This is a genomic window from Streptomyces sp. NPDC002092 (assembly GCF_053593775.1).
The window spans coordinates 1-12982 of sequence record NZ_JBSFDG010000014.1 but is presented as its reverse complement, the minus strand read 5'-3'; the positions used below and the strand labels follow the sequence as shown (position 1 = coordinate 12982).

The following is a 12982-nucleotide window of genomic DNA, read 5'->3' as shown; positions in this document are numbered from 1 at the left end:
GCCCAACGCCGCCTTGGCGCCCGCCGTGGTGGCCAGGTCGATCGCCGAGGTGCCGATGCCCTTCTTCTCGATCGCGGCGACCGTCAGCCCCCGGGCCCCCGCTCCCGTGCCGGCAGCAGATCAGCACCCCTAGGTGTCACATTCCAGCACCGTCCGGCACAGCGCACACCGCGCGCGGACGCGTCCCCGTACCGGCACCCGGATCTTCTGATGGCAGGTCGGGCAGGGGAACGAGACACGCAGCCGGCCGCCGCCGTCGGGCGTGAAGGTGTAGGGCACGCCGGGCTGCGGCCCCGGGGCATGGCGGCGGTCGCGGGCGTAGCGGCGGCGGCCCGCCCAGCCGGCGGCCGTGAGCGGGGGCTGCTGCTCGTCGTGGCGGGCCTCGGCCATGCCCCGGGTGTAGGCCTCGTAGGCCTGCGGGCTGGTGAACCAGATCGACGGGTCCTCGTGGAAGACCAGCGCGCGTTTCGCCAGGACGTAGCCGAACTCCTCGGGGGTCAGATAGCCGAGCTTCTGGGAGGAGGCCGAGTCCTCCCGGTAGGCGTCCAGCAGCAGCCAGCCCGCGCCCAGGTAGGTCGTCGCGGTGTCCGTGAGGATCTCGTTGTCGCGGGTGCCGGGGAAGGACAGGTCCAGGCGGTGCAGATACACGTGCATGATCTCGTGCGCCAGGGCGGCGCCGATGTCGCGTCGGTGGGTGCGGAAGCGATCGTTCAGCTCGACGAAGTACTCGGGGCCCGCGGTGAGTTCGACGTTGGCAGCGTGCTGCATCTCGCGGAAGCTGACGATCAGCCGGGCGTCCGGCAGCCGGTAGTGACGCACCAGCTCGCGGGCCACGCGCTGAGCGCCCAGATAGAGGTCGTCGGTGTCGCAGAAGGCCACATCGGCGGGCAGGACGCTGCTGGAGAAGGTCTGGATGGTGTCGTACGACAACCGTTTGTAGAGCGCGGTGATGGCGGCCCGCACCGTCTCCAGGTGTGGGTAGCCGTGCTCGACCGGTCCGCCGTTCGCCACGCCCGAACCCCCAAGACGCCCTGAACCCGATTCCACTGTACGGGGAGGGGAGCGGATTTTCCCCCGCTCGCCCGCCCCGTCGACCCAGCCACCCTGAAGATCGCTAGAGGGTCTGCAGGAGCACGGCCCCCGCTGCCGCCCCCTCGAACTCCAGCAGCCACACCTCGTTCTCGCCCTCGCGCAGCACCGGACCGGGCACGTACAGGGAGCGCTGGGGGCCCGCCGACCAGTAGCGGCCCAGGTTGAACCCGTTGACCCAGACGAATCCGCGGGTCCAGCCCGGCAGTTCGAGCCGCGCGTCCCCGGCGCCCCGCACGGTGACCGCCCCCCGGTACAGGCCCGGGGCACCGTCCCCGGCAAGGGGCTGGAAGGGGACGTCCCCGATGTCGTCCAGCGCATCCAGGCGCAGCCCACGCGCGCGTACCCCGTGCAGATACTGCCGCTCGTGCAGCAGACCCCCGGTGATCCCCTTGGGCTCCCCGCTGCGCGGCCCGTAGTTGACGCGCCCCAGCGACTCCACCCACAGCTCCACGCGCGCGTGCCCGGCGATCGGCTCCTTGAGCTGCTCGTCGCCCTCGGCGAGCACACCGGCCCGCTCACCGTCGACATACACCACCGCCAGATCCCGCAGGCCGCGCGCGGTCAGCGGGTACGGCTGCCGCGGCCCGGGCACCGTCACCGCGTACCGGACGAGCCCGCGGTCCACGTCCAGCTCCTCGAAGGTGGGCGGCACGGGCCCCGACGCCTCCGGGCCTCCCCGAGCCTCCAGTACGCCACCCAACGGCGCCCACCCGTCCAGGCGCACCTCGGCCGGCGCCCCCAACCGCGCGGGCGCGGGCGGCAGTTCGGGCAGCGGATCCTCGGCGTACTCGGCGAGGACCTCACGCAGCCGCCAGAACTTCTCCGTCGGGCGGCCGAACTCGTCGATCGGGGCGTCGTAGTCGTACGACGTCACATCCGGCTCCAGCGGCCCCTCGTGCAGCGCGCCGCCGCCCCGGTTGGCGCCCGCCCAGCCCGCGAAGCTGGTCCCGCCGTGCGCCATGTACAGATTGACCGAGGCACCGCACTCCAGGATCTCCCGCAGGGCGGCAGCGGCGTCGTCGGCGCCACGGGTGACGTGCTCGCCGCCCCAGTGGTCGAACCAGCCGCACCAGAACTCCATGCACATCAGCGGCCCTTCGGGGCGGTACCGGCGCAGCGTCTCGAAGCCCTCGCGCGCGCGGGAGCCGAAATTCACCGTGGCGAGCACCCCAGGGATGCAGCCGCCGCTGAGCATCTGGTCCTCCGGGCCGTCCGACGTGCACAGCGGCACCGTGACGCCCCGCTCCCGCAGCAGGTCGGCGAGGCGGCGCAGGTACTCGGCGTCCGAGCCGTAGCTGCCGTACTCGTTCTCCACCTGCACCATGACCACCGGACCGCCGCGGTCGATCTGCCGGTCCACGACCCCCGGCAGCAGCACGCCGAACCAGCGCTCCAGGTGTTCCAGGAACCGCTCGTCACGAGTACGCGCGCGCGTGCCCAGCTCGCCCGTCAGCCAGTGCGGCAGCCCGCCGTTCTCCCACTCGGCGCAGATGTACGGCCCCGGCCGCACGATCGCCCACAGCCCCGCCTCGCCGGCCGCGTCCAGGAAACGGCCGAGGGCCTCCACGTCGTCGTACCTGCCCGGCCCCGGCTCGTGGAGGTTCCACGGCACATATGTCTCCACGCAGTTCAGCCCCATCGCCCGCAGCATCGCCAGCCGGTGGCCCCAGTGCTCCTCGTGCACGCGGAAGTAGTGCAGTGCCCCGGACAGCAGCCGCACCGGCCGCCCGTCCAGCAGGAAGTCCGTTTCCCCCACCTTGAACTCGGTCATGCGCCCCAGCCTCACACCTTGGCGGCGATCACGTCCATGGACAAAGATCAGCGCTGCTTGGACGAAAAGACGACAGCACGACCGCCGGACGACGACCCCGACAACGGCGTTCGTCGGCGGTTGAACACGGCCGGGAAACGGCCCGAACGACGCCGGGAGGAGCACGCCGATGTACCACACCTGGATGCGGTTCTTCACGCCCGGACCGGCCCACCACCGCCTCGGCCTGGTCTGCCTCGGCGTCGGCCTGCAGTACGGCGCCCTGCCCACCGTCGGCCCCCGCACCCTGGACCACCACGTCGCCGTCGTCGTCAACACCGGCAGCGGCTGGTACCAGCACCCCGACGGCCACCGCACGACCGTCACCGCACCCGCACTGCTGTGGCTCACCCCCGGCACGCCGCACCACTACGCACCCGACCCCGACACCGGCTGGGACGAGGGCTTCGCCGTCTTCACCGGGCCCGCCACCACCACGTACACCGAACTCGGCTACATCGAACCCGACCGCCCCGTCGTCCCCCTCTCCGACGCCACCGGCCCGCGCGCCGTCATCGGACGCATCGCCCGCGCCGCCCGCCGCGGCAACCCCCTCCTGGAGGTGGAGACCGGCGCCGCCGTCCACGAACTCCTCGTCGCCCTGCGCCGCGCCCGAGCCGACCTCGCCCCCGACGGCGACCTCGTCCTCAAGGCCCTCGCCCGCGACGCCTGCCTGCCCCTCACCGTCGCCGACCACGCCGCCCGGCACGGCATGACCCCGGCCGAACTGCGCACCGCCGTACGCCGCGGCGCCGGCTGCAGCCCCAAGGACTACCTGCTCGCCATCCGCCTCGGCCGCGCCAAGGAACTCCTCGCCGCCACCGAACTCCCCGTCGGCGCCGTCGCCCGCCGCGTCGGCTACGACGATCCCGCCTACTTCTCCCGCCTGTTCACCCGCCGCGTCGGCATGCCGCCCGTCCGCTTCCGCGCCCAGCAGTACCGCGCCGTCCCCGGCGGCTGGAGCAACCGCATCCCCGACCCCGACGATCCACCGATGATCGAACCCACCCCCGCCACGTAGGCTGGGCGCCCATGACCACCAGCAACACCGGCACCCGCGACGTCGACCCCGCCGTCCGCGAGGAACTCGCCCGGCTGCGCGACAGCATCGACAACATCGACGCAGCCGTCATCCACATGCTCGCCGAACGCTTCAAGGCCACCCAGCAGGTCGGCCACCTCAAAGCGGCACACAAACTGCCGCCCGCCGACCCGGCCCGCGAGGCCCGCCAGATCGAACGGCTGCGCGCCCTCGCCGAAAGCGCCAAACTGGACCCGGCCTTCGCTGAGAAGTTCCTGAATTTCATCATCGCCGAAGTGATCCGCCACCACGAACGCATCGCTGACGACGCCGTGAACGGCTCCGCAAAAACGGCGAATTGACCTCGGTCGATGCCGCAGAGGACGTGACAGAAGGGCCCGCACAGGGCATGCTGCGCTGTGCACTCCTTGTCAGCTGACGGCCACGGCACGTCAGCACCTCGGACATAAGCTGGTTGTCCACGCGGGAGGGACGACGGGCCATGCCGGAAGCCAAGATCCTCATCGTGGACGACCACGAGGACACCCTGTACGCCCTGGAGAGCGCCCTGGCCCCGCTGGGCTATCAGCTGGGCCGCGCCACCAACGGAGACGAGGCCCTCAAGCAGGTGCTCCGCGGACAGGTCGGCCTCCTCCTGCTCGACGTCCGCATGCCCGGCGTCAGCGGCCTGGACGTGGTGCGCTACATGCGCCGCGTGGAACAGACCCAGCACATCCCGGTCATCCTCCTCACCGGCTTCGGCCCCGACCAGTTACTGACCTCCACCGCCTTCGCCCTAGGCGTCGCCGACCTCGTCATGAAACCCATAGATCCCTGGTCGCTGCGCACCAAGGTCCGCTACCTCTACGACGCCCACCGCCGCCACCTCGCCCTGGCGCAGGAGATCCGCGAACTGCGCGCCCTCGTCAAGGGCCACGCCGACGCCGACGACGCCGCCCACCGCCCGGCCGCCCTGCCCCACCCCGACGCCCGCCTCCCCGCCCAGCGCCTCAGCCAGGCGCACGACGGGGAGCTCGAAGAGGAGCGGACATAGGGCGCGTACCGGTCCGCCCCTGTGCCTTGTCAGTACCATCGGGCAGCATTACCTGCATGTCCGTTCTGACGCGCGACGAAGCGCAGACCCGTGCCAAGCTCCTCGACGTCCACCGCTACACGATCGACCTCGATCTGACCACCGGCGACGAGACCTTCGACTCCCGCACCGTCATCCGCTTCACCGCGCGCACGGACGCCGACACCTTCGTCGAGCTCAAGCCCGCCCAGCTGCGCACCGCCACCCTCGACGGACAGCAACTCGACCCGGAAACCCTCGACGGCAACCGCCTGCCCCTGAAGAACCTCACCGCCGGCGAGCACGAACTGCACCTCGACGCGAGCATGCGCTACTCCCGCACCGGCGAGGGCATGCACCGTTTCACCGACCCCACCGACGGCGAGACCTACGTCTACACCCAGCTGTTCATGGACGACGTCCAGCGCGTCTTCGCCGCCTTCGACCAGCCCGACCTCAAGGCCGTCTTCGACCTGACCGTGACGGCCCCCGAAGGCTGGAGCGTCCTCGCCAACGGCATCACCGAACACCTCGGCGAAGGCCGCTGGCAGGCCGCCACCACCCCCCTGATCTCCACCTACCTCGTCGCCGTCGCCGCCGGCCCCTGGCACTCCGTGCGCACCGAACACCGCGACCTGCCCTTCGGCCTGCACTGCCGCCGCTCCCTCGCCCCCCACCTGGACGCGGACGCCGAGGAACTCCTCGAGATCACCAAGCAGTGCTACGACCGCTACCACGAAAAATTCGAGGAGCCCTACCCCTTCGACTCCTACGACCAGGCCTTCGTCCCCGAGTTCAACTCCGGCGCCATGGAGAACCCCGGCCTGGTCACCTTCCGCGACGAATTCGTCTACCGCTCCGCCGTCACCGACACCGAACGCCAGACCCGCGCCATGGTCATCGCCCACGAGATGGCCCACATGTGGTTCGGTGACCTCGTCACCCTCCGCTGGTGGGACGACATCTGGCTGAACGAGTCCTTCGCCGAGTACATGGGCTACCAGACCCTCAACGAAGTCGGCCCCGGGGGGTCTGGGGGGGAACCCGCCAGTTGGAGGGGCACCGACACCTGGACGGACTTCGGAGTCGTCCGCAAGGCCTGGGGCTACGACGCCGACCAGCGCCCGTCCACCCACCCCGTAGCCCCCGAGAACGTCAACGACACGGCCTCCGCCCTCCTCAACTTCGACGGCATCTCCTACGCCAAGGGCGCCTCCGCACTACGCCAACTCGTCGCCTGGCTCGGCGAGAAGGACTTCCTCGCCGGCATCAACACCCACTTCGCCCGCCACAAATTCGCCAACGCCGCCCTCGCCGATTTCATCGACTCCCTCGCCTCCGCCACCGAACGCGACGTCCACGCCTGGGCCGACGCCTGGCTGCGCACCACCGGCGTCGACACCCTCACCCCCGTGGTCACCCCCGGCGACGACGGCACCTGCACCCTCACCGTCGAACACGCCGGCAGCCGCCCGCACCGCATCGCCGTCGGCCTCTACGACCCGGACGTCGCCGACGAGGGCCGCCACCTCATCCTGCGCGACCGCCTCGACCTCGACATCCCCCACACCACGCCCGAGCCCCTCGGCAAACGCCCCGCCCTGCTCCTCCTCAACGACGGCGACCTCACCTACGCCAAGATCCGCTTCGACCCCGAGTCCTTCGACACCGTCCGCACCAGCCTCTCCGGCCTGCCCGACCCCCTCACCCGCGCCGTCGTCTGGAACGCCCTGCGCGACGCCGTCCGCGACGGCCACCTCCCGCCCACCGCCTACCTCGACGCCGTCCGCACCCACCTCCCGTACGAAACCGACCTGGCCCTCGTCCAGGGCGTCCTCGCCTTCGCCACCACCAGGGTCGCCGACCGCTACCTCACCCCCGAACAGCGCCCGGCAGCCCTGACCACCCTCACCTCCCTGTGCCGCGACCTCATCCGCCGCACCGAGGACGGCGACAACCCCGGCCTGCGCCTGATCGCCGTACGCCACCTCATCGACGTCGCCGCCCACCCCGACACCATCGCCGCCTGGCTCGCCGACGGCACCGTCCCCGGCGGCCCCGAACTCGACCCCGAACTGCGCTGGCGCGTCCTCGCCCGCCTCGCCGTCCTCGGCGCCACCGACGAGCAGGCCATCGCCGCCGAACTCGACCGCGACCCCTCCGCCACCGGCCAGGAAGGCGCCGCCCGCTGTCGCGCCGCCCTGCCCGACGCCGAGGCCAAGGCCGTGGCCTGGCAGGCCATGTTCGGCACGGACGAGCGCACCGACCTGTCGAACTACCTCTTCACCGCCACCGCCCGCGGCTTCTGGCAGCCCGAACAGGCCGACCTGGTCCGCGAGTACGTGCCCCGCTACTACGAGGACGCCGTCGCCGTCGCCGCCCGCCGCGGCCCCGCCATCGCCACCGCCGTGGGCCGCTGGGCCTTCCCCGCCCACGCCGTCGACACCGAGAACCTCCGGCTCGGCGAAGAGTGCCTCGACACCGCCGACCCGATCCCCGCCCTGCGCCGCAGCCTGACCGACGAACTCGACGACCTGGCAAGGGCGTTGCGGGTGAGGCAGGCGTAGGACCGGGGACGTACGACGTCGCCGGTGCGGCTGGTCCCTGACGACGATGCGGGGAGCTGATCGTCCTTCGTAGGCTCGACCGGGCGAAGGGCGATCAGCCCGAACTCTCCTCAGGAGGCAACCCCGTGATCGTAGTGACCGGCGCCACCGGAAACGTCGGCCGTGCCCTCGTCGAACGCCTCGTCGCCGACGGGCGGCCGGTGCGGGCCCTGACCCGTGATCCGCAGCGGGCCGCACTGCCCGGCGGGGCCGAGGTGGTACGGCTCCAACACGACCGGCCCGAGGCCCTGTTCGAGGGAGCGACCAAGCTCTTCCTCTACGTCCAGGCCGGCACCGACCTGCTGGCCGCCGCCCGCGCGGCCGGCGTCCGGCATGTCGTCCTGCTCTCCTCCGGGATCATCCAGGACGGCGCCGACGAGACCCACCCCATCCACGTCATGCACGCCACCGTGGAACGGGCCATCCGCGACAGCGGCCTGGAGTGGACCTTCCTGCGCCCCAACGCGTTCGCCACCAACGCCCTGCACTGGGCACCGCAGATCCGCACCGGTAACACCGTCCGCGGCGTCTTCGGCGGCGGACTGAGCGCCCCCATCCACGAGGACGACATCGCCGCCGTCGCCGAACGCGCCCTCCTCGACCCCGGCCACGAAGGCGCCGTCCACCGCCTCACCGGGCCCGAGGCGATCAGCAACGCCGATCAGACCGCCACCATCGGCCGGGCGATCGGACGCGACCTGGACTTCGTCGAGGTGGACCCGGACCAGGCCGGACCCGAACTCTTCCCGCACCTTTCGCCGCAGCTGCGCGAGAGCCTGCTGACATCCTTCGCGGCCACCGTCGGCGTCCCCCCGGAGATCACCACCACCGTCGAAAAGATCACCGGAACCCCGGCCCGCACCTTCGCCACCTGGGCCGACGACCACACGGACGACTTCCGCGCCTGACACCTGGCAACGGCACGCCCCTATACCCCAACTCCCCCCAAACCCCCTGAACCGCAACAGGGTTTTCCCGTAGGAAAGCCGTAAGGACACCCTTTCGGGTTCCGATCGTTGAACCTCCCGGGCACGCGCACGCATCCACCGACAAGCTGGAACTCCCTCTGCCCGCGCGCCCGGGAGGAACCCATGAGCACACCGAGCCTCGCCTCCGGCCCCGAAGGCACCCACGCCCTACGGCCGCTGCTCGACACCGTGCTCCAAGCACTCGACGAGGGCGCACACGCACGCGGCGGACCGCTGCCCGCCGGAGGACCCACCGCCGTCGCCGCACGCCTGCGGGCCGCCCTCGGCGACGTACTGCCACAACACGGCGACCCCGACGCCCTGCACACCCTCGTGCACGCCCTCGCCGAAGGCGCCGCCGACCCCGCCGACCCGCTGTGCGCCGCCCACCTGCACTGCCCGCCCCTCGCCGTCGCCACCGCCGCCGACCTCGCCGCGAGCGTCCTCAACCCCTCCCTCGACTCCTGGGACCAGGCCCCGGCGGCAACCGAGCTGGAAACGCTCGTCACCCGCGCCCTCGCCGCCGAGATCTACGCCGGAGCAGCCACCCCGCCCTCACCCGACGCCCTGATCACCACCGGCGGCACCGAATCCAACCAACTCGCCCTCCTCCTCGCCCGCGAGACACACGGCACCGGCCTCCGCCTGATCTGCGGCGCCAACGCCCACCACTCACTGCCCCGCGCCGCCTGGCTCCTCGGCCTGCCCGACCCCGTCACCCTCCCCGCCCCCACCGGCACCCTCGACCCCGCCGCCCTCGACGAGGCCCTCACCACCCTCCCCGGCCCCCACCTCGTCGCCGCCACCGCCGGCACCACCGACGCCGGACTCATCGACCCCCTCCCCGAAATCGCCGCCCTGAGCACCGCCCACCACGCCCGCCTGCACATCGACGCCGCCTACGGCGGAGGCCTCCTCCTCAGCGACCGACACCGCACCAAACTCACCGGCCTGCACCACGCCCACACCATCACCCTCGACCTGCACAAACTCGGCTGGCAGCCGGTCGCAGCCGGCCTCCTCGCCGTACGCGACCCCCACGACCTCACCGCCCTGAACCAGCACGCCGACTACCTCAACGCCGACGACGACACCGAAGCCGGCCTCCCCGACCTCCTCGGCCGCTCCCTGCGCACCACCCGCCGCCCCGACATCCTCAAGATCGCCGTCACCCTCAAAACCCTCGGCCGCACCGGCCTCGGCGCACTCGTCGACCAAGTCTGCGACCGGGCCCAGGAGTTCGCCGCCCTAGTCCAGGACCATCCGGGCTTCGAGCTCCACGACCGCCCCACCATCAGCACGGTCCTGTTCCGGCCCGCACACACCACCGACGACGCCGTCGCCGCCGCACGCCGAAAACTTCTCCACCAGGGCCGCGCCGTCCTCGGCCGCGCCCGCCTCGACGGCCGCCTCTGGCTCAAAGCCACCCTGCTCAACCCCGACACCCGCCCCGACGACCTCGCCACCCTCCTCGCCCTCGTCGAAAAGGCCGCCGACGAACCCGCCTGAGCGAAGCCGCCCGAGACGAAAGCCGCCCGCGAAGTCGAAGCATCCACCCAGGACTCCGCAGACTCCGCCGAAGACCCGTGGAAGGAACCACCCCGATGAGCACGCCCCCGCACCCACACCACGAGCCCGACGCACCCCGCGACCTCGTCGGCATCGGCATCGGCCCCTTCAACCTCTCCCTCGCCGCCCTCGCCCACCCCCTCACCGCACTCGACACCGCCTTCTACGACCAGCGCCCCTCCTTCGCCTGGCACCCCGGCCTCCTCATCGACGGCTCCCGCATCCAAGTCCCCTTCCTCGCCGACCTCGTCACCCTCGCCGACCCCACCAGCCCCTGGACCTTCCTCAACCACCTCAAATCCCGCGACCGCCTCTTCCCCTTCTACTTCGCCGAGCGCTTCCACATCCAGCGCGCCGAGTACGACACCTACTGCCGCTGGGTCGCGGACAACCTCCCCGGACTCCACTTCGGCCACCAGATCGACGCCGTCCGCTGGAACCCCGAACGCGACCTCTTCGAAGTCGACTACACCCAACTCGGCCCCGACGGAGAAGCCGAAGCCCTCGGCCGCACCCACACCCGCAACATCGCCCTCGGCATCGGCACCGAACCCCACATCCCCGAACCACTCAAAACCCTCGTCGACGCCCCCGGCGTACCCGTCGTCCACTCCGCCGACTACCTCGCCCACCGCGACACGATCCGCACCGCCGACCACGTCACCGTCATCGGATCAGGACAGTCCGGCGCCGAAATCTTCCTCGACCTGCTCCGCGCCCGCCCCGCCGGACGCGAAAAAATCCACTGGCTCGGCCGCACCGAGGCCTTCGCCCCCATGGAGTACTCCAAACTCGGCCTCGAACACTTCACCCCCGACTACACCCGCTACTTCCACGCCCTCCCCGAAGCCGTCCGCGATCGCCTCGTCACCAGCCAGTGGCAACTCCACAAAGGCATCGACGCCGACACCATCGCCGCCATCCACGACGAGCTCTACCACCGCACCCTGAACGGCGGCTGGCCCGACGTCGTCCTCACCCCCGGCGTCCGCGTCCGCACCGCAGGCCGCCTCGCCACCACCAAAGTCGAACTCCACCTGGAACACACCCAGCAGGACACCCGCTCCCGCCTCACCACCGACGCCGTCATCCTCGCCACCGGCTACCGCGAACGCCCCCTCGACCGCCTCCTCGCCGGCCTCGACCCCTACCTGCGCCGCGACAGCCGCCACCGCCCCCGCATCGACGAACGATTCCGCCTCGCCCTCGACCCCTCCATCACCGCCGCCAACTGCCACATCTACGTCCAGAACGCCGAACGCCACACCCACGGAGTCGGCACCCCAGACCTCGGCCTCGCCGCCTGGCGCTCCGCCACCATCCTCAACTCCCTCACCGGAAAAGAGACCTACCCCCTCCCCACCCGGACCGCCTTCACCACCTTCGGACTCGACCAGCAGCAACACCCGCACATCCCACGCGCCCGCCAGGCACCCGTCCTCACCCCCCTCGTCGACGACAGGCAATGAGCCCCAAAAGGCAGGAAGAACTCCGGCGGCGGTGACGTTGGAGCAAGCCATGACCACGACCTGGATCGCAGCCCACCGCATCGCCGTCATCAACCCGCACGAGGCCTTCCACCTCTTCGAACCCCGCGGCTTCTCCGACCAGACCATCAGACAGTCCATCCGCCTCGCCGGCAGCGGCGAAGCACTACGACTACGGCTCAGCAACCGCTACGGCAAGGAACCCCTCGACATCGGCGGCGCCCACCTCGCCGTACGCACCCACGAAAGCGGCATCGACCCCACCAGCGACACACCCCTGCACTTCTCCGGCGCCGAAACCGTCACCATCCCGGTCGGCGAGGACGTCACCAGCGACCCCGTCGAACTCCCTGTCAGTGCCGGCGAAGAACTCACCATCAGCCTCTACCTGCCCGGAGACACAGGACTCAGCACCTACAGCGCCGTCCCCTACGACACCGGACACGCCGTCCCCGGCAAACACCTCTCCGCCGAACTGCTCCACAACGCCGAAGAACTGCCCACCGGCCACTTCATCACCGGCATCGACGTCCTCGCCCCCGCCGACACCCGCATCGCCGTCGCCTTCGGCGACTCCTGGATCGAAGGCGCCTTCACCACCCCCGGCACCGACAACAGCTTCCCCGCACAACTGGGCCGCCGACTCACCCGCGGCTGGATCGTCAACCAGGGCATCTCCGGCAACCGCCTCCTCACCGACGAGATCGGCGACCACCTGCTCTCCCGCATCGACCACGACGTCCTCGCGGTGCCCGGCGTCAGCCACGTCCTCATCCACATCGGCCTCAACGACCTCGGACTCCCCGGCCTCATCGCCCACCCCGAACCCGCCGAAGGCCCCACCGCCGCCGCATTCATCGCCGGCCTGACCACCCTCGCCGACCGACTGCACACCGCCGGACTCACCGTCATCGGCTCCACGATCGGCCCCTACCGCGGCACCGTCCACGAGGGCTACGACACCGAAACCGGCCAGACCGTACGCCGCGACGTCAACACCTGGCTCCTCGGCACCGACCACCCCTTCGACGCCGTCATCGACATCGCCGCCGCCGTCGCCGACCCCACCGCCCCGGACCGCATCCGCCCCGAGTTCAACGGCGGCGACGGCCTCCACGTCAACGACGCCGGCGCAAAAGCCATCGCCGACGCCGTAGACCTGTCACTGCTCAAGCTCTAGACGCTCCAGAAAATCGACACTCCAGAAACAGACGCTCTGGAAAGCGACGCTCTGGAAAGCGACGCTCTGGAAACCGGCGCTCTAGCCTCGAACTTTCGTGATGGTCCGCCGACGGAGTTGGTGGACCATCAGGCGTTCTGCGGCTGAGCGTGGGCAGGCCAGCGGCCCGAGTGTCGT

Annotated in this window: 10 protein-coding genes; 8 read left to right on the top strand and 2 right to left on the bottom strand. The window is 71.1% G+C overall.

Going from position 1 to position 12982, the window contains the following annotated elements; genetic code table 11:
• Positions 1-129: 129 nt before the first annotated feature.
• Both ACWCRD_RS29625 and ACWCRD_RS29620 read right to left on the bottom strand, forming a co-directional pair.
• Positions 130-1011, bottom strand: coding sequence for a hypothetical protein (locus ACWCRD_RS29625; protein WP_450968836.1), 882 nt, complete (start codon positions 1009-1011; stop codon positions 130-132).
• Between the two features lie 103 nt (positions 1012-1114).
• Positions 1115-2863, bottom strand: coding sequence for a glycoside hydrolase family 35 protein (locus ACWCRD_RS29620; protein ID WP_450968835.1), 1749 nt, complete (start codon positions 2861-2863; stop codon positions 1115-1117).
• A 169-nt stretch (positions 2864-3032) separates the two neighbouring features.
• Here ACWCRD_RS29620 and ACWCRD_RS29615 point away from each other — a divergent pair, with 169 nt between their 5' ends.
• From ACWCRD_RS29615 to ACWCRD_RS29580, 8 genes are all read left to right on the top strand, one after another.
• A complete protein-coding gene (locus ACWCRD_RS29615; RefSeq protein WP_450968834.1) occupies positions 3033-3923 on the top strand; it encodes a helix-turn-helix domain-containing protein in 891 nt (296 codons plus the stop codon).
• A gap of 11 nt (positions 3924-3934) precedes the next feature.
• A complete protein-coding gene (locus tag ACWCRD_RS29610; RefSeq protein WP_030933038.1) occupies positions 3935-4285 on the top strand; it encodes a chorismate mutase in 351 nt (116 codons plus the stop codon).
• A gap of 140 nt (positions 4286-4425) precedes the next feature.
• On the top strand, positions 4426-4977 hold the full coding sequence (locus tag ACWCRD_RS29605) for a response regulator (RefSeq protein WP_450968833.1): 552 nt from the start codon (positions 4426-4428) through the stop codon (positions 4975-4977).
• A gap of 56 nt (positions 4978-5033) precedes the next feature.
• Positions 5034-7562, top strand: coding sequence for an aminopeptidase N (gene pepN, locus ACWCRD_RS29600; RefSeq protein WP_450968832.1), 2529 nt, complete (start codon positions 5034-5036; stop codon positions 7560-7562).
• Between the two features lie 125 nt (positions 7563-7687).
• Positions 7688-8509: an NmrA family NAD(P)-binding protein gene (locus ACWCRD_RS29595; protein WP_450968831.1), complete on the top strand. Its 822-nt coding sequence runs from the start codon at positions 7688-7690 to the stop codon at positions 8507-8509.
• A 183-nt stretch (positions 8510-8692) separates the two neighbouring features.
• A complete protein-coding gene (locus ACWCRD_RS29590) occupies positions 8693-10078 on the top strand; it encodes a pyridoxal phosphate-dependent decarboxylase family protein (RefSeq protein ID WP_450968830.1) in 1386 nt (461 codons plus the stop codon).
• Between the two features lie 95 nt (positions 10079-10173).
• Positions 10174-11607 carry a lysine N(6)-hydroxylase/L-ornithine N(5)-oxygenase family protein gene (locus tag ACWCRD_RS29585; RefSeq protein WP_450968829.1) on the top strand — a complete coding sequence of 478 codons (1434 nt, stop codon included), beginning with the start codon at positions 10174-10176 and terminating at the stop codon, positions 11605-11607.
• A 49-nt stretch (positions 11608-11656) separates the two neighbouring features.
• A complete protein-coding gene (locus tag ACWCRD_RS29580) occupies positions 11657-12805 on the top strand; it encodes a GDSL-type esterase/lipase family protein (RefSeq protein WP_450968828.1) in 1149 nt (382 codons plus the stop codon).
• The last annotated feature ends 177 nt before the right edge of the window (positions 12806-12982 follow it).

Bases quoted from the DNA above. Each gene is read 5' to 3' on its own strand.
- ACWCRD_RS29610 (WP_030933038.1), top strand. From the start codon at position 3,935: ATGACCACCAGCAACACCGGCACCCGCGACGTCGACCCCGCCGTCCGC.
- ACWCRD_RS29620 (WP_450968835.1), bottom strand. From the start codon at position 2,863: ATGACCGAGTTCAAGGTGGGGGAAACGGACTTCCTGCTGGACGGGCGG.
- ACWCRD_RS29590 (WP_450968830.1), top strand. From the start codon at position 8,693: ATGAGCACACCGAGCCTCGCCTCCGGCCCCGAAGGCACCCACGCCCTA.
- pepN (WP_450968832.1), top strand. From the start codon at position 5,034: ATGTCCGTTCTGACGCGCGACGAAGCGCAGACCCGTGCCAAGCTCCTC.
- ACWCRD_RS29615 (WP_450968834.1), top strand. From the start codon at position 3,033: ATGTACCACACCTGGATGCGGTTCTTCACGCCCGGACCGGCCCACCAC.
- ACWCRD_RS29585 (WP_450968829.1), top strand. From the start codon at position 10,174: ATGAGCACGCCCCCGCACCCACACCACGAGCCCGACGCACCCCGCGAC.
- ACWCRD_RS29605 (WP_450968833.1), top strand. From the start codon at position 4,426: ATGCCGGAAGCCAAGATCCTCATCGTGGACGACCACGAGGACACCCTG.
- ACWCRD_RS29580 (WP_450968828.1), top strand. From the start codon at position 11,657: ATGACCACGACCTGGATCGCAGCCCACCGCATCGCCGTCATCAACCCG.